The 22,890-nt window shown below is 62.3% G+C and carries 19 protein-coding genes; 3 read left to right on the top strand and 16 right to left on the bottom strand.

The features are described 5' to 3' along the window. Positions 1–290 precede the first annotated feature (290 nt). Positions 291–692 carry a GFA family protein gene (locus AC19YT_RS12355; protein ID WP_500610334.1) on the top strand — a complete coding sequence of 134 codons (402 nt, stop codon included), beginning with the start codon at positions 291–293 and terminating at the stop codon, positions 690–692. A 271-nt stretch (positions 693–963) separates the two neighbouring features. Here the strand turns inward: AC19YT_RS12355 and AC19YT_RS12360 are convergent, their stop codons facing one another. From AC19YT_RS12360 to AC19YT_RS12435, 16 genes are all read right to left on the bottom strand, one after another. Continuing rightward, positions 964–1,668, bottom strand: a complete 705-nt coding sequence (locus AC19YT_RS12360) for a hypothetical protein (protein ID WP_095110325.1) — start codon at positions 1,666–1,668, stop codon at positions 964–966. Positions 1,669–1,716: 48 nt separating this feature from the next. Next, positions 1,717–2,718, bottom strand: a complete 1,002-nt coding sequence (locus AC19YT_RS12365) for a hypothetical protein (RefSeq protein WP_095110328.1) — start codon at positions 2,716–2,718, stop codon at positions 1,717–1,719. A gap of 17 nt (positions 2,719–2,735) precedes the next feature. Continuing rightward, entirely contained in the window at positions 2,736–6,422 is a 3,687-nt protein-coding gene (locus AC19YT_RS12370; RefSeq protein ID WP_500598706.1) for a tubulin-like doman-containing protein, read from the bottom strand. A 93-nt stretch (positions 6,423–6,515) separates the two neighbouring features. Next, on the bottom strand, positions 6,516–6,929 hold the full coding sequence (locus tag AC19YT_RS12375; RefSeq protein ID WP_095110333.1) for a hypothetical protein: 414 nt from the start codon (positions 6,927–6,929) through the stop codon (positions 6,516–6,518). Between the two features lie 30 nt (positions 6,930–6,959). After that, positions 6,960–8,435 (bottom strand): hypothetical protein, encoded by a 1,476-nt coding sequence (locus tag AC19YT_RS12380; RefSeq protein ID WP_095110336.1) that lies wholly within the window; start codon positions 8,433–8,435, stop codon positions 6,960–6,962. Then, positions 8,423–9,886 (bottom strand): hypothetical protein, encoded by a 1,464-nt coding sequence (locus AC19YT_RS12385; protein WP_095110338.1) that lies wholly within the window; start codon positions 9,884–9,886, stop codon positions 8,423–8,425. The genes AC19YT_RS12380 and AC19YT_RS12385 overlap by 13 nt, the downstream gene beginning before the upstream one ends. Positions 9,887–10,116: 230 nt before the next feature. Next, the gene (locus tag AC19YT_RS12390) at positions 10,117–12,078 is read right to left on the bottom strand and encodes a DUF7844 domain-containing protein (protein ID WP_095110339.1); all 1,962 of its coding nucleotides are present in this window, start codon (positions 12,076–12,078) and stop codon (positions 10,117–10,119) included. Continuing rightward, positions 12,075–12,395, bottom strand: a complete 321-nt coding sequence (locus AC19YT_RS12395; protein WP_095110341.1) for a DUF2388 domain-containing protein — start codon at positions 12,393–12,395, stop codon at positions 12,075–12,077. Before AC19YT_RS12395 ends, AC19YT_RS12390 begins: the two co-directional genes overlap by 4 nt. Positions 12,396–12,422: 27 nt before the next feature. Further along, positions 12,423–12,731, bottom strand: coding sequence for a DUF2388 domain-containing protein (locus AC19YT_RS12400; protein WP_095110343.1), 309 nt, complete (start codon positions 12,729–12,731; stop codon positions 12,423–12,425). Between the two features lie 93 nt (positions 12,732–12,824). Continuing rightward, entirely contained in the window at positions 12,825–13,142 is a 318-nt protein-coding gene (locus AC19YT_RS12405) for a DUF2388 domain-containing protein (RefSeq protein ID WP_095110344.1), read from the bottom strand. Between the two features lie 369 nt (positions 13,143–13,511). Next, on the bottom strand, positions 13,512–13,727 hold the full coding sequence (locus AC19YT_RS12410) for a DUF1127 domain-containing protein (protein WP_095110346.1): 216 nt from the start codon (positions 13,725–13,727) through the stop codon (positions 13,512–13,514). 319 nt (positions 13,728–14,046) lie between these two features. After that, entirely contained in the window at positions 14,047–15,540 is a 1,494-nt protein-coding gene (gene scpC / locus AC19YT_RS12415) for a succinyl-CoA:acetate CoA-transferase ScpC (RefSeq protein ID WP_095110347.1), read from the bottom strand. A gap of 181 nt (positions 15,541–15,721) precedes the next feature. Continuing rightward, entirely contained in the window at positions 15,722–17,158 is a 1,437-nt protein-coding gene (locus tag AC19YT_RS12420; RefSeq protein ID WP_095110349.1) for an NAD(P)(+) transhydrogenase (Re/Si-specific) subunit beta, read from the bottom strand. Next, entirely contained in the window at positions 17,158–17,481 is a 324-nt protein-coding gene (locus AC19YT_RS12425) for an NAD(P) transhydrogenase subunit alpha part 2 (protein ID WP_003187010.1), read from the bottom strand. The genes AC19YT_RS12420 and AC19YT_RS12425 overlap by 1 nt, the downstream gene beginning before the upstream one ends. A 15-nt stretch (positions 17,482–17,496) precedes the next feature. Continuing rightward, positions 17,497–18,618, bottom strand: coding sequence for a Re/Si-specific NAD(P)(+) transhydrogenase subunit alpha (locus AC19YT_RS12430; RefSeq protein ID WP_500610332.1), 1,122 nt, complete (start codon positions 18,616–18,618; stop codon positions 17,497–17,499). Between the two features lie 428 nt (positions 18,619–19,046). After that, positions 19,047–19,967 carry a LysR family transcriptional regulator gene (locus tag AC19YT_RS12435; RefSeq protein ID WP_095110355.1) on the bottom strand — a complete coding sequence of 307 codons (921 nt, stop codon included), beginning with the start codon at positions 19,965–19,967 and terminating at the stop codon, positions 19,047–19,049. 157 nt (positions 19,968–20,124) lie between these two features. Here AC19YT_RS12435 and AC19YT_RS12440 point away from each other — a divergent pair, with 157 nt between their 5' ends. Continuing rightward, positions 20,125–21,306, top strand: coding sequence for an acyl-CoA dehydrogenase (locus AC19YT_RS12440; protein ID WP_045059067.1), 1,182 nt, complete (start codon positions 20,125–20,127; stop codon positions 21,304–21,306). Between the two features lie 13 nt (positions 21,307–21,319). Beyond that, on the top strand, positions 21,320–22,540 hold the full coding sequence (locus tag AC19YT_RS12445) for a CaiB/BaiF CoA transferase family protein (RefSeq protein WP_095110356.1): 1,221 nt from the start codon (positions 21,320–21,322) through the stop codon (positions 22,538–22,540). Positions 22,541–22,890 lie beyond the last annotated feature (350 nt).

A 22,890-nucleotide genomic window follows, 5' to 3' on the forward strand; every position in this document is an offset into this window, starting at 1 on the left:
AAGGCGAACCGGGGGGCGGTCAGCGCAGAACGGCGAGCACGGGGCTTACGGGGGGAGTAGGGGTCAGGCGCATAGGAGTGAACATCAGAATCACCATTGTTGTTGTTAATTGGGCCGCGTGCGCTGCAATGGCGCGTTTGGCCAACCGGTCTGGTGCCGGTAGTGGAGGCGATCCTAATAGGGCAAGCTTTCAGCCAGCTTTCGCGGAGCAAAGGAGTGGATGGCTGTCTGTCGGATAGCATCCATTATTTGAGTAGGAAAATTTTCTATTGGAGATCGGAGATATGGAGATTGCTGAGCTTCACACCGGTGGCTGCCAGTGCGGCGGGTTGCGGTATCGGTTTATGGGGCCGCTCAAGGACATTGCCCATTGCCACTGTTCGATTTGCCGGCGGGTCAGTGGTGGCATCGTGACCACTTGGATCACCCTGCCCGGCCGCGCCTTTGAATGGCTGACGGGCACGCCGGCGCGGTACGAATCTTCGCCGGGGTGTGTGCGGTACTTCTGTGCACGCTGTGGCGCCCATGTGGTGTTGGTGACCCAACTGAGCCCGGACAGCATCGACGTGACCGTCGCCACCCTCGACCACCCCCAACTGGCCCCCGCCGACCGCCATATCTGGACGCAAAGCCGTTTGCCTTGGCTGCACCTGGATGAACACTTGCCCAGGGAAGCGCAGGAAGTGTTGTAGCAAACGGTAGGGCTCAGCCCGCTGCTTTTGTAGGGGCAACGGTCTTACCTCTACCACTCGTCACCGCCATTCCGTGCCGCCATTGCGAGCAGGCCCGGTCCCACAGCGGAAAAATGAAAGCCTCACCCGCACCACCGTTCAACGGTGGGAGCGGGCCCGCCCGCGATGGCGCCGGTACACCCCACACACCTCTACTGCCTGGCCCACTGCCATCGCGGTCAAGGCCCGCTCCCACAGAAGCCCGCTCCCACAGAGGTGCTGGTGCCGATTATCAGTCCAGGTACGCGAACTGGTAGGTATCCGCGTCGATCATTACCAATTGCAGGTCATTGCTGCGGGTGTTGACGGCTTTGCCGTTGAGCAGCACCGAGGTTTCGACGCGGTAGACGCCTTGGGGCACCTGGTCGTCGAGGTTGACGGTGAAGGTGTTCTCGTAGCCGCCGCTGCCGGTGGTCTGGTTGGCGACTTTGGTGCCTTCCTTGAACGGCGTGGTGGCGCCCGGTTCGTAGAGGCGCACTTGTTCCTTGATCTCGTTGACCGCCTGCTGGCTGCCGTTGATGGCAACGATGTTGGAGACGATCTGGATCGGCTGGCCGCGCTTGACGGTGGCGCCGGGTTTGATGCTGGTCTGGTAGCTGACCAGTTGCGGGTCGCTGGTCACACGCTTGCCGGCGGCCTTGTATTGGTCTTCGACTTGCTGGCTGCTCTGGGTCTGCACGGTTTTGGCGTTGATGACAAAGCACACCGCCAGCCCTGCCGCGCCGCCCAGGGCTGCGCCTGTGCCGCGATCCTTCTTGCCGCTCACGGCGGCACCCGCAGCGGCGGCGCCGGCGATGGCCAAGCCACATTTGACCCAGTCACCGCCGCTCCACTTGGTTGGGTCCATATCGACGTTGGCACAGCTTTGCAGGCCGAACAGGGAAACCAGTCCGAGGACGAGAAGACGCTTGTTTGAAGGGCGGCGGGTAGCGGTCATCGAGTCACTTCCTTAAGGGGCGAAAAGGGGCAGGCACGGTCCGGCTCATCATTCGATGGTGGTCCGGTTCAGGGCCTGGGTACGCTGTTGTTCGGCCTGGCGGATGATGTTGAGCGCCTGGCGGTTGCCTGGGTCCATGGTCAGCACCACGTTGGCCACGGCAATAGCCGATTGGTAATCCTTGCGCCCCAGGGCCCGTTTGGCCTGCTCCAGGGATTGGCCGAGCACACCGGGGTTGGCGCCGCTGTTGTTCTGGCGCGGGGCGACGGGCCGGGTGGTCGGCAGGGAGTTTTGCTGCTGTTGTTCGCGCAGTTTGTCGGCGAGCATTTTTTGCTGTTCTTGCAGGCGCTTGTCCAACTCGCGCTGTTGTTGTTCGCGCTCGCGGTCGGCGTCCTTGGCCAGTTTGTCGCGCTTGGCCTGTTCTTGTGCGGCCAGCCGCGCGGCTTCGGCGGCTTTTTGCGCCTGTTGCGCTTGCTGCTCGCGCTCAAGCCCAGCCTGGGCCCGTTGCAGCAGGCTCACGGCGCGGGGGTCTTTGCTGTCCTTTTGCAGGGCCTGTTCGGCGTTTTCCAGGGCGCAGCTGTACTGGTTGCTGCGCAGGCAATCATTGGCGGCCTGCACGTGCTGCTCGAACTGCTGCTGGGTTTGGCGGGCGCCGGTTTGGTAAAGCCAATAGCTGCTCACAGCACCGAGCACCATCACGCCCAGTAGCACTTTCTTCATGCCGCGCCCGGAGGGCGGCAAGGGTTGCACGTTGGCGGTGGGCGGCCGCTCGGGTGCAGGGGCTTTCGCCGCTGGCACTGGCTTGGCGGCGGGCGGTTTTTCCACCTGCTTGATATCGAATTCCAACGCCGGTGCCGGCGTTTCGGCCTTGGCCACCGGCGCGGCAGGCTTGACCACTGGCGCCACTGCGGGCGGTGCCTTGGGCGTGGGCGCCACGACAGCGGCCACACCGCAGAACGGGCAGTGTTTCACCGGGCCGCAGAGCGCCTTGCCACAGGCGCTGTTGGCGCAGGTGGCGGGGAACCCGGCGGTTTTTGCAGACACGGACATAGGGCTCAGGTCTCGGTTCAGATAGCGGGCGGCGGTGCGGCACCGAAGGCGACGGGCGGGCCGCCGACGGCCGGGGCGAACAGGTGCGCCAGCTCAGGCATCTGCCCGGCGCTCGCCCATGCGGCCATGCCTTCGCGCCACAACTGGCTGTCGCGGGTGATTTGCCCGGTCTGCACGTATTGCTGCAACTGCGCGACGGTGTACGGCCCGTAGTTGGTGCCGCTGACGCTCAGGTGGTAGTTGAACTGCGGCACGTTGAGCGGTGGCGGGGCCATGCCCGGGCCGCCCGGCGGTGGCGGTACGGCCGCGCCCGGTGCGGCAGGCATGCCCGGAGCCTGGGCAGGCGCCGCCGCTACCGGGTTGAGCAGGCTTTCGAGCCAACCGGCAGTGAAGAACTCTTTGCGCAGGGCGATTTTCTCGCCGTGCTCTTTGTGCACTTCGTCGACATAGACATCGCCCAGGGAGCCGTCGATCGGCTCGGCGAACTGCGCCAGTAGGCCCTTGGCCTGTTGGATCAGTTGCTCAGCGGTGTCCGGCGCCAGGCGCTTGAGGCGCTGTTCGTATTCTTTTTTCAGCAGTTCGGCGATTTTGTTCGGGAAGGTGCGCGCCAGGGTGGAGCGGCCCTTGATGTCCAGGCGCATGTTGGCGCGGTAGGCGTTGCGGGCGTAATCGTCGAACAGCACATGCAGCGCAGCCATTTGCAGCGGCGTGCTGAGGGCCGCTACGCGTTTGCGCAGTTGCTCTTCGATGTCGCGGTGCTGGTTAGAGCTGATGCCGCTCTGGCGGATGGCGAATTCGTCGCCCACCGAGAAGTAGTCCTGGTCGAGCACGAACTCGTAGCGCCCGTTCTTGGCGCGGCTCAGCACGCCCAGGCCGACGCAGTGCAGGTAGAGTTTGAAGTCCTCGGCGAACTTGCGGTAATCCTCCTGGCTGAACTGGATCGGCTGCACGAATTGGCTGATGCGCTTGTGCACATGCAGCGGGATGCGTTCGCTTTCCTTGCTGTAGCAGGCCTCGTAGGTGGACATCGGCGTCAGTGCCGGCACCGGGAAGCCGCTCAGTTCGGTGTAGCAGATCAACTTGCCGGGGGTGCCCGACTCCACGAAGTCGATCTGCCCGGCGGTCATGCCGGTGCCGGTGGGCAGGCACTGGCCAATCATGGCGCCGTACATGCGCTTGAACTCGCCGGCGTCATTCACCCCGATCAGGCAGGTGAAGCTGTCTTTGTCGGTCTCAAAGCCGCCATTGCCGCTCAGTGGCACCCACGGCATGGCGCGTTGCAGCAGCAGGCGGAACTTCTCGCGTTGCTCGTCCGGGGTCAGGGCGCTGAGGGCCACCAGCAGCGGGTCGGTGCCGACTTTTTGCGGCGGCATCTGCTGCACGGCTTTGTTGCGCAGCTTGCCCAGCAGTTCTTCCTGGCCTTTGTCGGTTTGCAGTTTGTCGAACAGGGTCTTGGAGCCGCCGAAATCCTTGAAGGCGTCTTTGGCCCATTCGCGTACCTGCGGGCCGTCCACCGGCTCTTCCTCGCCGCCCTGCACCAGTTTGAGCTGGATCAGGGTGGCGTGTTCTTCCTTGATGCTGGCGTCGATCTTCGCGATGTCGGTGTCGATGCGCCGCAGCAGGCTGTCCACCGCGTTGCGCCCGTCTTGCAGGCGGCCGACGAAGCCGTTCCAGATGGCGCGGCCGTTGTGGTCCACCGAGGCTTTGTTGCCCAGCCACTCGGAGATCTCACGCAGCAGTTGCGCCGCTTCGCGGGCCGCGACGTGGCGCACGTAGAACAGCAGGCTTTCGCGCAGGGTGTCCTTGACCTGGGTGAGCACCGTCTCGGCTTGTTTTTCCTTGCCGCTCAGGCGTGCCAGCAGGCCTTTGCCGGTGGTTTCCTTGAGGCGTTCGAATTCGCGGGCCAGTTCCGAGGATTCCAGCTTCTCGGACAGCTCCTTGAAGCGCGCGGCGTTCTTTTCCAGGGCCGGGATGATGCCGTTGCTGCCGTTTTCCAGGCGATCCTTGAGCATCTCCACCAGCGCCAGGGTGTAATCCAGGCCACCGCGTTCGTCGTCGTCGAGGCGGCGGAAGAGTTTTTCCGGCAAGGCGTCTTCTTGCACCAGGGCGGCCAGGCGTTTCTGGCGGTTTTCCTTGATGCGCACTTCGTGGTTGCGCTCGGCGCTGTCGATGCTGCTGCCCTTGGTGTCGCGTTCCAGTTGCTGCTGGATTTCCCGCACGTGGGTCAGCCACTGGTCCTTGTCGGCGCCGCCGTTTTGCAGGCGCTCGAACAGGGTTTCGACCTTGTGCTCGATCTGCGCGGTAACGCTGTTATCGCCCTCGACTTGCAGCAGATCGTCGGCGATCTGGTAGTGGGTGAACTCGCCTGTGGCCAGGGTCAGTTCGACCTTGGAGAGGAAGTCCGGCAGCTCGGTGAAGGTGCGCGGGGTGACGTTGAGCTGTTCCTTGAGGAACTCGTCGCGCTCTTTGTCGGTGGGGCGGTTGCCGTTGGCACTGGCGTTGGCCACGCCGAAGAACGCCTTGAGCATCTGCTGCACCTGGCGATTGAGGCGCACGTTCTTGCGCGCGTCGATCTGGGTGTCCAGCACAGCCTGGCCCACGGAGGAGTAGGCGCAGGGGAAAGTCAGTTGGATGTCGTCGCCGTAGTCCTGGGGCAAGCCGACGATGTAGTTGCGGATCTTGAACTGGTTCTGGTTGACGGCGATGGAGCGCTTCTTGTTGGCGAAATCCTGGGAGGTGAAGTCGGTGAACAGCACGTCCGAGAGCATCTCGTAGATGTCTTCCTGGTTCTCGGTCTTGGACAGGCACAGGTTGGTGTTGTCGATGAAGTACACGTCATCGAAGGGCCGCGAGTCGATGAACAGGTTGTCCTTGGCGTCCCAGTGCTTGAGCAGCGGCGCGCCGCGCATGCAGGTTTCCAGCTCCATCAGCGCCGCGTAGCCGTTGGCCTGGACGCGGTCGCTGTTGTGCCTGAGGAAGCCGCCCGGCATCACGCTGAACAGGTCAACCTTACCGGTGATGTTGTTTTCCTTGAGGATCGCCTTGGCCAGGTAACCCATGTCCAGGAACGCACCGGAGCCGGTGCCGCCGGCGATGGAGCCGGCGATGACGATGCGGATCTTGCCGGGGTCGATCTCCAGGCCCAGTTTTTTCAGCTTGTCGGCGCCGCTGCCGATGTTGCTCAGCAGGCGGCTGACCTTGTCGCGCAGCTTGTTACGGATCAGCGGGTACTTGTCATAGAAGTACAGGCGCGACAGGGCGCGGATCTGCCCGGCGCCCTTGGAGGGGTCGATGCCCAGTTCGCGGATTTTCTCCGGCGTCAGCGGGAACCACTCGGCCACTTCGCGGTGCTTGTTCAGCTCGTCCAGGGAGTGGGTGTATTTGCTCAGGTTGAGCTGTTCGATGATTTTTTCTTCGGCGGTGAAGGCCACTTGCTCGGCCAGCACGTCGGTCTTGATCGACTTGCCGTCCTGGGTCACTTCGCCGGAATCGAGGTCCAGGTTGATGAACTGCACCAAGGGGAAATCGGAGATGTTCTGGATCTGGGTATTACCGCCCCAGATGGCGTTGAGGATGCGCCGGCGCAGACGGATGTTGATCTTCATGCCGGTGCCGCCGAGGGCGATGAACAACGTGGGATGGATTTTCTCGCTGACCTGTTTGGCGGCGGTTGCCTGGCCGTTGACCTGTTCGTTCTCGTTCATCTGAAACTCCATGAGCCCACGTTGGGCTGGCCTTGTTCTCGGCGTTTATCTGTTTCTGGCAGGCGCCCGGCAAGCCAGGCGCCCACAGGGGGCTTAGCGCTTGGCCGAAAAGGTCATTAACCAGGCAATCAGCGACAGCAGCGCCACGCCGCCCAGCGGGGCCAGGTACAGCGGCACCAGGAACTGCCCGGAATTGATGACCGCCAGCACCGCCATGGCCGAAACCATCAGCAGGCCCAGGAACAGGAACCAGCCCGAGGCGTTGGCGCGGCTTGGCGCGACACGCTCGCGCACGCGCCAGTTGGCGTAGGCGTTTTTGATGACGAAGAAGACGATTGCCAGCACCACCAGCACGGCCACACCGATCAGCGCATCGCGGCTATCGACTTTTTTCGGGCCCAGGTCCAGCCCGCCCGGCGTCGGCACGCTCAGGGTGGTGGTCGTGGTGACGGCGGCCGCGGGGGCTTCGCTTTCAATCGGGGCTGGCAATGCGCTGGTTTGGGCCATCGGTGAATTTTCCTTGGGTGCTGATAGGGGTTACTTGAGGCGTACGGCAATGTCGGGCGATTTGTTCTCGAGCTTGGCGCCGAACAGGCCGCGCTTGAGGGTCGCCACTTTGTTCTGCTGCGCGTCGTAGACGCTGGCGCTGCTGAACGGTTTGAGCGGGTAATTCTGGGCCAGGCCTTCGACGATCACGGTGAAGGACTTCTTGCCGGCGATCAGGGCCTTGGCCAGCAACAGGCCGGCGAGCAATAGCACGAACAGGCCGAACAGCAGCAACACCGGCCCCAGCGGGTAGCTGATGCGCAGTTCGATGGGCAGGCGGGTGGCCGAGGCGCCGGCTTCGTTGGACGGCACGAACACGTCGGGCAAGGCGTCGCCGGGGAAGAGTTCGTTCATGCGCGCGACGAATTGCTGGGAAATGCGCAGTTGCTGCTCGCTCAGGCGCACTTCAATCGCCCCGGCGCGTGAATAGCCGCTGGAGAACAGCACTTCGCTGGACCACTGGGACGGCAGCGGCGGCAATTGCAGGCTGATGGCCAGCTCCGGTGAGCGGGCGCCGGGCTCAAGGTCGGTCAGGCGATCCAGGGAAATGCTCGACTGCAAGGCTTCGCCGGGCATGTCCAGGCGCATGTCGATCTTGGCGTCGTGGATCTGGTAGGGGTTGAACTGGTTCTCGAACTTACCCAGCAGCACGGCGGTTTTCGCCGAGCCATCGACCTTGACGTTGAGGATCACGGTTTGTTGGTCGCCGGCCAGTTCGGCGCTGACGTCGGGGGTGTCTTTCACGCCCGTGGGGATGAAGCGCACGGCGGCTTCGGTCAACGGCTTGAGGCGCACGCGGTCGTCGTTGAGCAACGTGGCCAGGGCCGGTTGGGCCAGCACTTGCTCCAAGGCCACGCCGGCCTTCGCGCCGTAGGCCAGGGCGTAGATCATCAGGCCGTTGGCTTCGTAGTTAGTGCCCTTGACCGGCATTTTCTGCGGGAACGCGGCGATGCGGCTAATCACCGCTTCTTTGTGCAGCAGGTCGTAGAACTCGCGGTTCTTGGCCTGGGTTTCGCCGCTGTTGTTGGGGCTGTTCTTGTTGTTGGTGATGATCCAGACGATCCCTTCGCGCCCTTCCAGGCCGGTGGTGATCGCCGCCATCAGCGCTTCCTTGAAGTCGGTGTCGGCGTAGGCGCCGCTGGCTTTGCGCGCCAGGGCCAGGTTGTTGACGCTCTCGGCCAACTTGGCGTGGGTGCCCGGGCCGCGGAATTTCCAGTCCGGCGAAGGGTGCTGGGCGTCGGCCTGGTTGAAGCCGCCGATCACCACTTCGCTGCTGCCGGCGGCGGCAGCGGCCAGTTGGATCACCAGGGGTTTGAAGGGCGAAGCTGGGTCCAGGTAGAAGGGCTCCATCCAGCCGGAGTTCTGCACCAAAAACACCTGGCGCACAGGCTCGGCGGCAGCCAGGCCACTGGCCAGGCTCAGGACGATCAACAGGCCACGGCGTAGCAACAGGCTTATGCCTTCCATCGAAAAAGTGCTCCGGATGAGTCGATGTACAGCCACAAGGCCTGATCGAAAAAGAACCACTGGGCGTTCCAGGGTTTGCTGACTTTGAGTGGCAGGCGCAGGGCCACTTCGCCGATGCGTTCCAGGCAGAACTCGCTATCGACGGCGGCATCGCTGTCAAACAGGCTCTGCACGCTGCCGCTGTCACGGTTGACCCGCAACGACAGCAGCAGCCTGTCGCGGCTGAACTCGATGAACGGGTAGCGCACTTCCCGTGTCATCGGGTTGTTGTGTTCGTCGTGCTCGTCCCAGGGCTGGTCCAGGCGCACGTTGAACATGTAGTTCAAATGGCCGGTGCCAAGGCGTGTGCCTTTGATCGTGCGGCGTTCCTGCGAGCCCAGTCGTAGGTAGCTCTGGCCGTCGGCGTCGAACAGCAGTTGCCACCAGCCGTAGCCGTCGAGGAACGGCGGGCCGAGTTCGGGTTTGGCCGTGGCGCCGATGGGCCACGGCAGCCATTGGGCCTGCACGCTTTCGCCCAGTTGCGCCACCAGGTAGCCCTGCTCGCCGATCCATAGCAGGCGCCGCGAGGCCGGGTCGCGCAGCGGCGCCGAGAGGCGGTTCATCTGCGCTGCCGTGGCGTTGGCTACCGGGTGCTGGGTCCAGCCGCCCTCGGCGCCGGGGCTGGCCAGGCACACGCTGCCGTCGGCCAGGGCCAGCGGCACGAAGGTGTGCTCGGCCAAATCCCCTGGCGCGCCGAGGGCACGGCCGGCGCAGCGGTCCACTTGGTAGCTGAGGGCCAGCGGATCGACGCTGACCCGCGTCGCGCCTTCGTCACCGGCCACAATCAGTTTTTGCTCGCGCCCTTCGCCTTGCAGCGCCACACCCCAGGCCCAGTTTTCCAGGCTGGTGCGGCCGATGGGCGTGGTGCGCGGCAATACCGCCAGCCATTTGTGCGAGCCGCGCTGCCAGAGGAACAGGCCCCCTTCCCGGCTCAGGCTGAACAAGGCGTCGCGGTGCCCGCCCAATTGGCCGACAAAGAAATTCAGGCCGTTCTTGCGTGGCGCAGCGAGGGCTTGTTTGCTGCTGTCCAGGTCGCGGCCGGGGTTGGCGAGCAAGTGCTGGTAGAGGCTGGCCAGGGTGCGCTCGGCGCTGTCCAGGTCGCATTCGTCATCGACCACCCGGCGGCCGCTGCCATTGCCATAGGGCGGCAGCCAGCGGCGGTCTTTCTGATAGGCCACGGGGGCGAGCTTCTGGCCAGTAAGGGGGCAGAAGGCAAAATCGGCAGGCAAGTAGGCATCTGTACTGCTCGACGGGGCGCGTTTGGCCCCGACGGCGTAGTCCAGATCGACCAGATCGGCGTCAGGCGTCACCCCAGCGACATTCACCAGGGTGAAGGTGCTGTCGCCTGTTTGCGCCCAGAGCTGTTCGTCGAGTTGCCACGCGTACGCACGGTCGTCACCGGCTACATCCATATATACCTACCGAAACCCATAAAACATGCGTGCTGGCCATTGCCTGGAGGGGTCAGGCAACCACTTCAAAAAGAGGGTGAGTGCTTGGCGGCGCTGCCGGGGCGAAACCCGGTGACAGGCGCCAAACTGCTGGCGTAAAGCCCGCTAAATAACGGCGGAATAGTGGCACACTGATAAATGTTGTCAACCTTTGCCGCTCAAGGCTGTAGGAGGTTTCTTGCTCTGTAGGATCAGGGCAGTTCCAGGCCACCGGCAGCCTTGTGCAGTGCGCGCAAATGCTCGCCCACGTACTTGACGTTGGCCTCGTTGGCGGCGATTTCGGCGGCGCGGCTGGGTTCGAGCAAGGCGCGCACTTCCTTGTCCAGATCGCCGGTCAGGGCTTGTAGTTGCTTCTGGCGCAGGCTGCTCTGGGATTCCAGGCGTTGCCACTCGCTCGGTTGCGGCAAACCGTAGCCGCTGCTGTCGAGCAGTTCCGCTGGGCGGCTGAGAAAGCCGCTGTTGGCGAGGATCTGCTGCAAGGTCTGGTTGGCCTTCTCCATGCCGCCGTTTTTCAGGTCGCGGGCGCCCAGGTAGCGCTGCTTGACCTCGTCCTGGGCCAGCAGCAATTGGCGGCGGAAACTCGCCTGTTCCAGTAGCAACAGCGCGGCGCTGGTGCGCAGGTCGGCGCGGTCGAACCAGGGGCGGCGTTCGGCGGCGCTGAGGGAGAGCCAGTCTTCGACCGTGTCCTGGGGGATGGGCAGGTGTTTTTTCAGCACCTCGAACATCGCCTGGTAGCGGTCGCGGAAAGAGTCGAAGCGATAACCCAGGCGCAAGGCTTCGCGCGGGTCGTCGAGCACGCTGGTGTCGGCTAGGCCGCGGCCCTTGAGCACTTCCAGCAAGCCGTTGGGCAGGATGCTGTCCAGGCCGGTGAGCTCAGGGTTGTTGCTGCCGGTGCGCAGCAGCTTGAGGTTCTCCACCGCGCAGTTGTTGGACAGGAAGTAGTAGTTGCCGTCGTAGCTCCAGTGCATCTCGGCGGCGCGCTCGACCGTTTCTTCGACTTCGCGGCGCGACAGGTTCAGGGGCACGGAGGCGAGGCTGCGCAGTTCGGTCTTGGTGTATTCATCGATCACCTGCGCCAGCGGCAGGACGAACAGGCGCGAGGGGTAGGCGCCGGTGAGGCCGTCCCAGCTCGATAGTTGCACGTCGCCGACGAAGGCGCGGTACGACAGCACCAGGTGTTGGTCGAGGTCGAGGCGGCAGTCCGGCCCGCGCGGGCGGCCGGGGGCGCAGATCACCAGGCGCAGCATGCTGTGGCCCCAGCGGCTGACCCAGTTCTGGTTGGCCTCGGCCAACAGGTAATCGACGGCGTAGACGCGCTCCGGGTCCACCTGGCCCAGTGGCTGCTTGGCGAAGTCGTTGCCGGCATTGAGGAAGGCGAACGCCTTGGCGCATTCGGCCTTGGCGGGCGGTGCCCAGCCGAAGTGTTCCTTGAAATAGCGGTACAGCGCCGGGCGCCGACAGGCGTAGCTGGGGTCGAGGAGGAAGTATTCCAGGTTGACCGCGACGAATTCCTTGGGGCTGCTGGTTTCGTAGAGGTCGGGGCTGCGGGCGATCTGGCGGTTGTGCTGCTCGCGCTCGCCGCGCCGGCCGACGTACTGCTGCCACCCGGCCAGGTCCAGCAGGCGCGGGTCGTCGCTCAGGGTGAAGCGCCGGGCGTTCTGGCCCCGGCATTGGTCCGGCAGGCCGACCAGCCCGGCGCTGTCGCTCTGGCGGGTGCAGCGTTGGATCAGGTGCCGCTCGGCGTCGGGCCACAGGCGCGAGCGGTCATAAATGTGGGTCAGCTCATGCACCACGGTGGCGAGCATTTCGCGGCGCACGGTGGCGTGGGGGCGTTGGGTCTTGCGGGTGGCGGCGCTGCCATCGGTGAGGGTGGCCAGGAGGTTGCGGTTCAGGTCCAGCTCTGACACCAGCGACGCCTGGCCGTAGGCGTTAGCGGGCATCTTGTCGGTCCAGCCAACAGCAATGGTGCGATCGAGTTGAGCGATGAAGCGCGGCGGCAGGGCCTGCATCGCTTCATCGATCAGCGCCTGGCTGGCGTGCTGCTCGGCAGGGCTTAGGCCTTCGGCCTTGAGCTGTAATTGCAGGGCAGCGTGGGCGCTGTTGCCCAGGAGCAACAGCGCCGCGGCCAGCAGCCAGGTGCCAACCCGCCTCACAGGGCGAGGATGGCTTGCGCGAGGTCCTGGTCGCTGGCACCACGGGCTTCGGGCACGCGGGTGCGCAGGGTGTCGAAGGCCGCTTCCAGGTGCGCGCCGCGAATGTCGCCGTTGGTGGCGACGAAACTGGCGGCGTCATCGTGGGCTTCGCGCACCACTTTCGAATCGCGGATCGAGGTGGTGGTGTCGGAGGTGAAATCGATTGCGCGGCCAAAGGCGCGAACAATGATGTTACTGGTGGCTACCAGTGTTTGTGCCTGGGCCACGTCGGCCAACAAGAGTAGGCCAAGGGTGGCAGCGATCAGCGGGTTACGCATGGAACAACTCCGGAAAAACGTAGGTGGTCATTGGACGAGGATTGCCTGTGCCAGTTCAAGGTCGCTGGCACGAAGTTTTGCGTGGGTGTGCCGCAGGTGGGCCAGGGCAGACTCCAGTTGCGCTCCTCGCAGTTGGCCATCGCTGGCAATGAAGGCCGCAGCGTCATCTTGGGCGGCGAGCAGCAGTTTATGGTCGAAGGGCGCTGACGTCACTTTGCTTGAAGCGTAAGCGGTGACCACGAGGTTCTGCGTGGTCAGGTCCAGGGCGGGGGCCGAGGTTGCCCAGCAGGCGGCAATCAATACGGGAGCGATCAGCGAAGGTGAGAAAAAGCGCATGGGACTCGACAGTTAAAAGCGAGCGCCAAGGCTAGCGCAATGCCCGGGCCAGAGCCAGGACGCATCGCGCTAGCCGCGATCCGAACGGGGCGTTCAGATCACCAGGATGGCCTGGGCCAATTGCGCGTCGCTGGCACCCAGTTGCGGCGCTTGCTGGCGGATGTAGGCGAAGGCGCTTTCCAGCTTCGCACCCCGAATGGCGCCTTCGCTGGCGACGAAACTGGCGGCGTCGTCGCGGGCCGCTTGCACGATCTTGTTATCGCGAAACGAAGACGACACATCGGAAGTGGCATCGGACGTGGCCTTGAGCGCGCCGACGATCGAGTCAGTGGTGACGATAAAGCTGCTGGCACTGGCGTTGGCGGCCACAGCCAGCAAGGCTGCGGCGCTGAGCAGGCGAAGACGGGACATGGGGGTGACTCCTGTGGATAAGCCGAAAAGACGTTCACTGCCGTTAGCGCGGTGAGTAGAGCCTCTGACGCACACCAGGCCGCGTTCGCCACGTACTTGTCGGATATTAGGCCGGGTCTGGGCGGCCCGATAGGGCTGGCCGCAGATTTATAGCGAGCGCCTCTTGCTCTGCGCGCGGCACGGCGTAAGGCGTACGAGAACGTTCGATTAAATTGTACTGGTCAATTTTAAGATATTTAAAACTGTATTCGTCAGGTGGTTTTGCGAGCCCGGAAACGACAAAGCCCGCCGCAGTGATCTGCGACGGGCTTTGTATGTTCAATTCAGTGCTGGCGGTGGACCCGGTGGGTCAGGGCCAGCAGCGCTAAGTTAGCGCCAGAACGGCTTGCTCAGCTCTTCGTAGCGTTGTGCTTCGCTAATCCCGGCGTCAGCCAGCAGACGCGAATCCAGACGAGCCAGTTGATGGCGGCTGGAGATGCGGCGCTGCCACAGCATCAGGTTGGCGAGAACGCGCAAAGGCATGGAAGCCTGGGTTTTTACAGCGTTGTCTTCAAAAAACAGTTCGGAACTGAGTGTACGTTCCATGATTGACATCCTTCCGCTTGTGGCGGGATTAGGTAGTGGTTTAACTGATGCCAATGATCCTCTCGTTGCACAAGTCTCTCTAGATACAGTTCACCTGTATTGTGAGGGGCCAGTTAACTGTTTATAGGGGCTGTACTGCTCGTAAATGAGGCAACTGTACCTGTCGGCACCTATTTGGTGCGTTTTTGCACGGATGGGTAGTTTTGGTAGGACGTTTCGGTAGGAAAATACCAGTACAGCAGTACAGTTTTCGTCAATCAAAGGGGTTGATGCCGGCGGCTGATGAAAGTGTTTTTGCATCAGCCGCCAACTGTGTGAACTACACCGCGAGCATCCGCCCCGTTTCGTCCAGGTTGATGTGCCACTGCAGAGCTTGGCGCAGGATATGCGGGGTGTGCCCGCCCAGGGCGCACGCGGCTTCGAAGTAGTCGTTCAGCGCCTGGCGATAGTCTGGGTGCACACAGTTGTCGATGATGACCCGCGCCCGCTCCCGTGGCGCCAGGCCACGCAGGTCGGCCAGGCCGATCTCGGTGACGAGGATGTCGACGTCGTGTTCGGTGTGGTCCACGTGGCTGACCATCGGCACCACGCTGGAAATCGCGCCGCCCTTGGCAATCGACTTGGTGACGAAGATCGCCAGGTGCGCGTTGCGCGCGAAGTCACCCGAGCCGCCAATGCCGTTCATCATCCGCGTGCCGCAGACGTGGGTGGAGTTGACGTTGCCATAGATGTCGAACTCCAGGGCGGTGTTGATGCCGATAATGCCCAGGCGCCGCACCACTTCGGGGTGGTTGGAGATTTCCTGCGGGCGCAGTACGAGTTTGTCCTTGTAGCGCTCCAGGTTGCCGAACACGTCCGCGTTACGGCGGTTCGACAGGGTGATCGAGCTGCCGGAAGCGAAGACCAGCTTGCCGGCGTCGATCAGGTCGAAGGTGGAGTCCTGGAGGACTTCGGAGTACATGGTCAGGTCTTCAAACGGCGAGTCGATCAGGCCGCACATCACCGAGTTGGCGATGTTGCCGATGCCGGCCTGCAGTGGGCCCAGCTTGTTGGTCATGCGCTCGGCAGCCACTTCTTGCTTGAAGAACTCGATCAGGTGGTTGGCGATGGCTTGGGTCTCGCTGTCCGGCGTCGACACCGTGGACGAAGAGTCGGCCTGGTTGGTGATGACGATGGCGACGATTTTTTCCGGCGGGATCGGGATCGCGGTGCTACCGATACGGTCGTCGACCTTGACCAGCGGAATCGGTGTGCGGGTGGGCCGGTAAGTGGGGATATAGATGTCGTGCAACCCTTCCAGATTGGGGTTGTGCGCCATGTTGATCTCGATGATGACTTGCTTGGCGAAGATCGCGAAGCTGGCCGAGTTGCCCACGGAGGTGGTGGGCACGATGTGGCCTTGCTCGGTGATGGCCACGGCTTCGATGACCGCGATGTCCGGCAGCTTGAGCTGGTTGTTGCGCAGCTGTTCCACGGTTTCGGACAGGTGCTGGTCGATGAACATTACCTGGCCGGCGTTGATGGCCTTGCGCAGGGTGCTATCTACCTGGAATGGCATGCGCCGCGACAGTACGCCGGCTTCGGTGAGTTCTTTGTCCAGGTCGTTGCCCAGGCTGGCACCGGTCATCAGGGTGATTTTCAGGGGTGATTTCTTGGCGCGCTCGGCCAGCGCATGGGGCACGGCCTTGGCTTCGCCGGCGCGGGTGAAACCGCTCATGCCGACGGTCATGCCGTCTTCGATCAGGGCGGCGGCATCAGCCGCGCTCATGACCTTACTGAACAAGGAAGGCAAGCGAATACGATCACGGTACATGGATTATTATCTCGGGCATCGAAAGCAAGATGCGCAGTCTAGTGATTTGTGCCCGGTTCGTCCCGCTACCATGGTCGAATGCAGGGCCGCCATTTAGAGCCTTTTGTCGGGTTTTCAACACGCATAAAAAACCCCAGCCTAAACAAGGCCGGGGTTTTTTGTGTTGCGCTGGAGCAGGGTTTTACTCGACGGCCTTGACCATGTCTTCGATGACTTTCTTGGCGTCGCCGAAGACCATCATGGTTTTGTCCAGGTAGAACAGTTCGTTATCCAGGCCGGCATAGCCGCTGGCCATAGAGCGCTTGTTGACGATGATGGTTTTGGCCTTGAACGCTTCGAGGATCGGCATGCCGGCAATCGGCGATTTCGGATCGTTCTTGGCGGCCGGGTTGACCACGTCGTTGGCGCCCAGCACCAGCACCACGTCGGCCTGGCCGAACTCGGAGTTGATGTCTTCCATCTCGAACACCTGGTCGTAAGGCACTTCGGCCTCGGCCAGTAGCACGTTCATGTGCCCGGGCATGCGGCCCGCCACCGGGTGGATCGCGTACTTCACGGTCACGCCACGGTGGGTCAGCTTCTCGGTCAGTTCCTTGAGCGCGTGCTGCGCCCGGGCGACCGCCAAGCCATAGCCGGGGACGATGATGACGGTGTCAGCGTTGGTCAGCAGGAACGTGGCGTCGTCCGCCGAGCCGGATTTCACCGGCCGCGCTTCTTGCGAGCCCGCCGGGCCTGCCGCCTCGGCGGTGTTGCCAAAGCCGCCCAGCAGCACGTTGAAGAACGAGCGGTTCATGGCCTTGCACATGATGTACGACAGGATCGCGCCGCTGGAGCCCACCAGGGAGCCGGCAATAATGAGCATCGAGTTGTTCAGCGAGAAGCCGATACCCGCCGCCGCCCAGCCCGAGTAGCTGTTGAGCATCGACACCACGACCGGCATGTCTGCGCCGCCGATCGGGATGATAATCAGCACGCCCAGCACGAAGGCCAGGGCCAGCATCACGGCGAACGCGGTGAGGTTGCCGGTGAACATGAACACCAGGCCCAGGCCCAGGGTGGTCAGGCCCAACAGCAGATTGAGCTTGTGCTGGCCGCCAAACTGTACCGGTGCGCCTTGGAACAGGCGGAACTTGTACTTGCCCGACAGCTTGCCGAAGGCGATCACGGAGCCGGAGAAGGTAATGGCACCAATCGCCGCGCCGAGGAACAGCTCCAAGCGGTTGCCCGCCGGGATCGCGTCGCCCAACTGTTTGACGATGCCCAGGGACTGCGGCTCGACCACCGCCGCGATGGCGATGAACACTGCCGCCAGGCCGATCATGCTGTGCATGAACGCCACCAGCTCCGGCATCTTGGTCATTTCCACGCGCTTGGCCATGATCGAGCCAGCAGTCCCGCCGACCAGCAGGCCGACGATCACATAGCCGATGCCGGCCGTCGCCAGTTCAGCGCCCAGCTTATAAATGAGGCCCACGGTGGTGAACACCGCCAGCGCCATGCCCAGCATGCCGAACAGGTTGCCGCGCCGCGACGTAGTGGGGTGCGACAGGCCCTTGAGGGCTTGGATGAAGCAGATCGACGCGATCAGGTAGAGCGTCGTGACAAGGTTCATGCTCATTACTTGGGCGCCTCTTCTTTTACGGCTTTCGGGGCTTTTTTCTTGAACATCTCAAGCATGCGGCGCGTCACCAGGAAGCCGCCGAACACGTTCACGGCGGCCAGGGCCACGGCCAGGGTGCCCATGGTCTTGCCCAGCGGGGTGACGGTCAGGGCGGCGGCCAGCATGGCGCCGACGATGACAATCGCGGAAATGGCGTTGGTCACCGCCATCAGCGGCGTGTGCAGCGCCGGGGTGACGTTCCAGACCACGTGGTAACCGACATAAATAGCCAGCACGAAGATAATCAGGTTGTAGATACCGGGGGAGATAAGCTCTTCCATCGTCTGAATCCCTGCTTAGGCGTTTTTACGGATGACTTGGCCGTCGCGGCACATCAGGCACGCGGCGACGATATCGTCTTCTAGGTTGATCTCGAACTGCCCTTCCTTGGTGAAGACCAGCTTCAGGAAGTCCAGCAGGTTGCGTGCGTAGAGCGCCGAAGCGTCCGCTGCGACGGCGCCGGCCAGGTTGGTCGGGCCAACGATGGTCACACCGTTGGCGACGACGACCTGGTCGGCCACGGTCAGCGGGCAGTTGCCGCCCTGGGCCGCGGCGAGGTCGATGACCACCGAGCCTGGCTTCATCTGCGCGACGGTGTCGGTGCTCAGCAGCACCGGCGCCTTGCGGCCCGGAATCAGCGCGGTGGTGATGACGATGTCCGCTTGCTTGGCGCGCTCATGCACGGCCAGGGCTTGGCGCTGCATCCAACTGGCCGGCATCGGCCGCGCGTAGCCACCCACGCCTACTGCGCATTCGCGCTCTTCGTCGGTCTCGTAGGGCACGTCGACAAACTTGGCACCCAGGGATTCGATCTGTTCCTTCACCGCAGGGCGCACGTCCGACGCCTCGATCACCGCGCCTAGGCGCTTGGCGGTCGCGATGGCCTGCAGTCCGGCTACACCGGCGCCGAGAATCAGCACCCGGGCGGCTTTCACCGTACCGGCGGCAGTCATCAGCATGGGCATGAAGCGCGGGTAGTGATGGGCAGCCAACAACACGGCCTTATAGCCAGCGATGTTGGCCTGAGAGGACAGCACGTCCAGGCTCTGCGCGCGGGAGGTACGCGGCGCGGCCTCCAGAGCGAAGGCTGTAATGCCGCGCTCGGCCAGTTTGGCGATGGTTTCATTGCTGAACGGGTTGAGCATGCCGACCAGGACGGTGCCGCTTTTAATCAGCGCCAGCTCGTTGTCGTCAGGGGCCACGACCTTGAGAATCAGTTCGGCGCCGAATGCCTCGTTGGCGCTGCCAATGGTCGCACCTGCCGCTTCATACGCACTGTCGAGCACACTGGCGTTAATGCCGGCGCCGCTCTGTACCGTGACTTTATGACCCTGGCCGATCAGCTTCTTGATGGTTTCAGGGGTTGCAGCAACCCGCGTTTCACCCGTCTGGGTTTCGAGAGGAACACCAATGTGCACGTCAAATCTCCTGCTGGATCTTATTGCTTTGTGATTCTTTAAGAGGCCAGTGCACGACGACACGTGCGCTGGGGCGGCCGATCAGCACGGTCCCGCTGTATTCAGGGCGGGGCGCGGCATTTTGCAGGCGAACTTTGTGCCCTTCAAGGGATTATGACGGGTGACGGAAAATTAACTACAAGTCATGCCGTGACCGAATGTCGCAACAATGCGGCGATAACCCTTGTAGGGCACGGCTTTCAAGGTGCAGGACGGAATTCAAGAAAAATTCCCATCCGTGTGCTGAATAAGCTGACATGACCTCGGGATAAGGGCGCAAAGGCAATGAGTACGGTGCTTGTAGGACGATTGTTCTGGTTATCGGTACAGTTTGTTTAAAGGCGACATTTAGTTATATCTGTAGTGATTATATTTAGCTGACTACGGAGTCAGCTAATGTTTGAAAGCCCCTGCCCTTCGGGGTTGTAGCTGTTAGCTTGGTGGATCAACCAGTCGCGGAAAGCTCGCAATGAGGCGGATTCGACTTTTCGGTCAGGAATCATCAGGTAATACGCCTTGATGCTCGGTAGTGAATGTTCATTGGCGATGACCAAGCGCTTCTCTGCCAATTCGCGTTGAATCAGGAACGGCGGGATCAGGGCGATACCCATCTCGTGCATGGCTGCCTGGGCCAGCATCGAGAATAGCTCGTAGCGCGGCCCTGTCATGTCCCGGGGAATATTCAACTGCCGGGCGTTGAACCATTGGCGCCAGGCGTAGGGGCGTGTGGTCTGTTGCAGCAGTGGCAGGTCGGCAATTTCTTTGGCGCTCAACTGACCTTTCGCGCCCAGCAGGCTCGGGCTGCACACCGGCATCGGGTTTTCGCCCATCAGCCTATGGGATTCGGTGCCGGACCAGTCTGCATCACCAAAGTAGATAGCGGCGTCGAAGTCGGTGTCGGCAAACAGGAAGGGCCGGGTGCGGTTGGTCAAGTTGACGGTGACTTCCGGGTGCTGCTGCTGGAAGTCCTTGAGCCGGGGCAGTAGCCATTGCGTGCCAAAGGTCGGCACCACGGCCAGTTCAATCACGTTGGCGCCCTGCTGGCCCATCACCGACAGCGTGTCGCGCTCGACCGCATCCAGTTGCGTGGCGACCCGGCGGCTGTAGGAAAGCCCGGCCTCGGTCAGCTTTACGCCGCGCCGGGAGCGGCGAAACAGCTCAACGCTGAGGAACTCCTCCAGGCTGGCGATCTGCCGGCAAATCGCCCCTTGGGTCAGCGACAGTTCTTGGGCAGCCTTGGTGAAGCTTTCATGGCGCGCGGCGGCCTCAAAACTGACCAGGGCGGTGGTGCTGGGTATTTTCCTGCGCATGTACAGCTATCTCACTAATTCATTGCTGGTAGGTGCTTTCAGGCTATTACGAAGTGAGTAAACAGCACAACAGTATGCAAAATCCTCGTTTGCCGGATCGGCGGGGGCGGCCTAGGATCAACCCACGAAATTTGACCTGATGACGAGGACTCAACCCATGGCCGGTAAAGCAAGCTTCAACTGGATCGACCCGCTGCTGCTGGATCAACAGCTCACCGAAGAAGAGCGCATGATCCGCGACACCGCCGAGCAATTCGCCCAGCAGAAGCTCGCGCCGCGGGTGCTTGAGGCGTTCCGCCATGAAAAAACCGACCCGGCGATCTTTCGCGAAATGGGTGAAGTCGGCCTGCTGGGTGCCACCATTCCCGAGCAGTATGGCGGCAGCGGCTTGAACTACGTCAGCTACGGCCTGATTGCCCGTGAGGTCGAGCGCGTCGATTCCGGCTATCGCTCGATGATGAGTGTGCAGTCCTCGCTGGTGATGGTGCCGATCAATGAATTCGGCACCGAAGCGCAAAAACAGAAGTACCTGCCGAAACTGGCCTCGGGCGAATGGATCGGTTGCTTTGGTCTGACCGAGCCCAACCACGGTTCCGACCCGGGCGCGATGATTACGCGTGCACGTAAGGTCGAAGGTGGCTACAGCCTGACCGGCAGCAAGATGTGGATCACCAACAGCCCGATTGCCGATGTCTTCGTCGTTTGGGGCAAGGATGATGCGGGCGACATTCGCGGCTTCGTCCTAGAAAAAGGCTGGAAGGGCCTGAGCGCCCCGGCGATCCACGGCAAGGTAGGCCTGCGCGCCTCGATCACCGGCGAAATCGTCATGGATAACGTCTTCGTCCCTGAAGAGAACATCTTCCCGGACGTGCGTGGCTTGAAAGGCCCTTTCACCTGTCTGAACTCGGCCCGCTACGGTATTTCCTGGGGTGCCTTGGGTGCCGCCGAATTCTGCTGGCACACCGCCCGCCAATACACCCTGGATCGCCAGCAGTTTGGCCGCCCCTTGGCCGCTACGCAGTTGATCCAGAAGAAACTGGCCGACATGCAGACTGAAATCACCCTCGCCCTGCAAGGCTGCCTGCGCCTGGGCCGTATGAAAGACGAAGGCACGGCGGCGGTGGAGATCACCTCGATGATGAAGCGCAACTCGTGCGGTAAGTCCCTGGACATCGCGCGCATGGCGCGGGACATGCTGGGCGGCAATGGCATTTCCGACGAATTCGGCGTGGCGCGGCACCTAGTCAACCTGGAAGTGGTGAACACCTACGAGGGTACGCACGACGTTCATGCGCTGATCCTGGGGCGTGCACAGACGGGTCTTCAGGCGTTCTATTAATAGGAGCACGACCATGGGCGCGCTTTCGCACCTTCGGGTATTGGACTTGTCGCGGGTGTTGGCTGGCCCCTGGGCTGGGCAGATCCTCGCGGATCTCGGGGCCGAGGTCATCAAGGTCGAGCGGCCGGGCAATGGCGATGACACGCGCGCCTGGGGCCCGCCCTTCCTCAAGGACGCCTATGGTGAGAACACCACCGAGGCGGCCTACTACCTGTCGGCCAACCGTAACAAGCAATCCGTCACCATCGACTTCACGCGGCCCGAGGGGCAGCGCCTGGTACGGGAGCTGGCGGCCAAATCTGACATCTTGATCGAGAACTTCAAGGTCGGTGGCCTCGCGGCTTATGGTTTGGATTATGAGTCGCTCAGGGCGCTGAACCCGGAGCTGATCTACTGCTCGATCACAGGCTTCGGGCAAACCGGCCCCTACGCCAAACGCGCCGGCTATGACTTCATGATTCAGGGGTTGGGCGGGTTGATGAGCCTGACGGGCCGCCCCGAGGGCGATCAAGGCGCTGGGCCGGTAAAGGTCGGCGTGGCGTTGACGGACATCCTCACCGGGCTCTACTCGACGGTGGCGATCCTCGCAGCGTTGGCCCATCGCGATCACGACGGCGGCGGGCAGCATATCGATATGGCGCTGTTGGATGTGCAGGTTGCGTGCCTGGCTAACCAAGCGATGAACTACCTGACCACAGGGGTTGCGCCGAAGCGCTTGGGCAATGCCCATCCTAATATCGTGCCCTACCAGGATTTCCCGACGGCGGACGGCGATTTCATTCTTACGGTCGGCAATGATAGCCAGTTCCGCAAGTTTGCCGAGGTGGCTGGGCAGCCGCAGTGGGCGGATGACGCGCGGTTTGCCACAAATACGCAGCGTGTGGCCAATCGGGCGGTATTGATTCCGTTGATTCGTCAGGCAACAGTATTCAAGACCACGGCGCAATGGGTGTTGCAACTGGAGCAGGCGGGCGTGCCGTGCGGTCCGATCAATGATCTGGAGCAGGTGTTCGCGGACCCTCAAGTTCGCGCGCGTGGGTTGGCGTTGGAGATGCCTCATGAACTGGCGGGCATTGTTCCTCAGGTCGCCAGCCCTATCCGTCTTTCCGAAACGCCTGTGGAGTACCGCAATGCTCCACCTTTGTTGGGCGAACACACGTTGCAGGTGCTCCAGCAGGTGTTGGGGATGGATGCTTCGGTGGTGGCTGCCTTGAAGGAGTCAGGGGTGCTTTAGGTCGTTATCTATATAGAAGGGAGTTGGGCGCGCCCCTTCTATAGAGAAGGGGCCTCTTGCTGGGCTTTTTGCTTGGCTCGATAGAAAACCCGAATTAACGGTTGACGGCGATTTATATCTGTCTATAATTCGCCCCACTTCCAGCGCAGTCGAAACGGAAAACTCCTTGGTAAACAAAGAGTTATGTAGGTTTCGACAGCGCGGAGCTTCAGGTCATCGAAGTCCGAAAGGAGTTGAAAAAGAGGTGTTGACAGCAGCGAGTAACGCTGTAGAATTCGCCTCCCGCTAACGAGTGATCGTCAGCGCAAGTGGTTGAAGTTGTTAAAGATTTCCCAGCGAAACTTTGAAAG

The organism is Pseudomonas sp. MF08875, from assembly GCF_059862525.1.

Excerpts from the sequence above, each read along its gene's own strand:
- AC19YT_RS12360 (WP_095110325.1), bottom strand. The coding sequence starts at position 1,668 with ATGACCGCTACCCGCCGCCCTTCAAACAAGCGTCTTCTCGTCCTCGGA.
- AC19YT_RS12365 (WP_095110328.1), bottom strand. The coding sequence starts at position 2,718 with ATGTCCGTGTCTGCAAAAACCGCCGGGTTCCCCGCCACCTGCGCCAAC.
- AC19YT_RS12370 (WP_500598706.1), bottom strand. The coding sequence starts at position 6,422 with ATGAACGAGAACGAACAGGTCAACGGCCAGGCAACCGCCGCCAAACAG.
- AC19YT_RS12375 (WP_095110333.1), bottom strand. The coding sequence starts at position 6,929 with ATGGCCCAAACCAGCGCATTGCCAGCCCCGATTGAAAGCGAAGCCCCC.
- AC19YT_RS12380 (WP_095110336.1), bottom strand. The coding sequence starts at position 8,435 with ATGGAAGGCATAAGCCTGTTGCTACGCCGTGGCCTGTTGATCGTCCTG.
- AC19YT_RS12385 (WP_095110338.1), bottom strand. The coding sequence starts at position 9,886 with ATGGATGTAGCCGGTGACGACCGTGCGTACGCGTGGCAACTCGACGAA.
- AC19YT_RS12395 (WP_095110341.1), bottom strand. The coding sequence starts at position 12,395 with ATGCGTAACCCGCTGATCGCTGCCACCCTTGGCCTACTCTTGTTGGCC.
- AC19YT_RS12400 (WP_095110343.1), bottom strand. The coding sequence starts at position 12,731 with ATGCGCTTTTTCTCACCTTCGCTGATCGCTCCCGTATTGATTGCCGCC.
- AC19YT_RS12405 (WP_095110344.1), bottom strand. The coding sequence starts at position 13,142 with ATGTCCCGTCTTCGCCTGCTCAGCGCCGCAGCCTTGCTGGCTGTGGCC.
- AC19YT_RS12410 (WP_095110346.1), bottom strand. The coding sequence starts at position 13,727 with ATGGAACGTACACTCAGTTCCGAACTGTTTTTTGAAGACAACGCTGTA.
- scpC (WP_095110347.1), bottom strand. The coding sequence starts at position 15,540 with ATGTACCGTGATCGTATTCGCTTGCCTTCCTTGTTCAGTAAGGTCATG.
- AC19YT_RS12420 (WP_095110349.1), bottom strand. The coding sequence starts at position 17,158 with ATGAGCATGAACCTTGTCACGACGCTCTACCTGATCGCGTCGATCTGC.
- AC19YT_RS12425 (WP_003187010.1), bottom strand. The coding sequence starts at position 17,481 with ATGGAAGAGCTTATCTCCCCCGGTATCTACAACCTGATTATCTTCGTG.
- AC19YT_RS12435 (WP_095110355.1), bottom strand. The coding sequence starts at position 19,967 with ATGCGCAGGAAAATACCCAGCACCACCGCCCTGGTCAGTTTTGAGGCC.
- AC19YT_RS12440 (WP_045059067.1), top strand. The coding sequence starts at position 20,125 with ATGGCCGGTAAAGCAAGCTTCAACTGGATCGACCCGCTGCTGCTGGAT.
- AC19YT_RS12445 (WP_095110356.1), top strand. The coding sequence starts at position 21,320 with ATGGGCGCGCTTTCGCACCTTCGGGTATTGGACTTGTCGCGGGTGTTG.